The 269-nt window shown below is 62.5% G+C and carries 1 protein-coding gene; it reads left to right on the plus strand.

The window, feature by feature from the left end:
• Window positions 1-269, plus strand: a 269-nt coding sequence (locus tag ACVA58_RS28160; RefSeq protein WP_446513533.1) for a LysM peptidoglycan-binding domain-containing protein, incomplete at both ends; no start/stop codon positions are given.

Genomic DNA, 269 nt, shown 5'->3' on the forward strand with positions numbered 1-269 from the left:
CGCTGCGTACGATCGCGCAGTCGGCCTATGGCGACAGCGAGCTGTGGTACCAGATCGCGGATGCTAACGACATCCGCAGCGACAGCGATCTGCGCGTGGGCCAGACGCTGATGATTCCGAACCGGGTGGCGTCGGCACATAACACTAGCAGCAGCTTCAAGCCGTACGACCCGAGCAAGGTAGTGGGGGATACCACACCGAACTTGCCGGTGCCGCAGCAGGATGATGGCGGTGGGTGCGGACCGATCGGGCAGATCGTGATGATTGTG

The organism is Photobacterium sp. DNB22_13_2 (genome assembly GCF_052873915.1).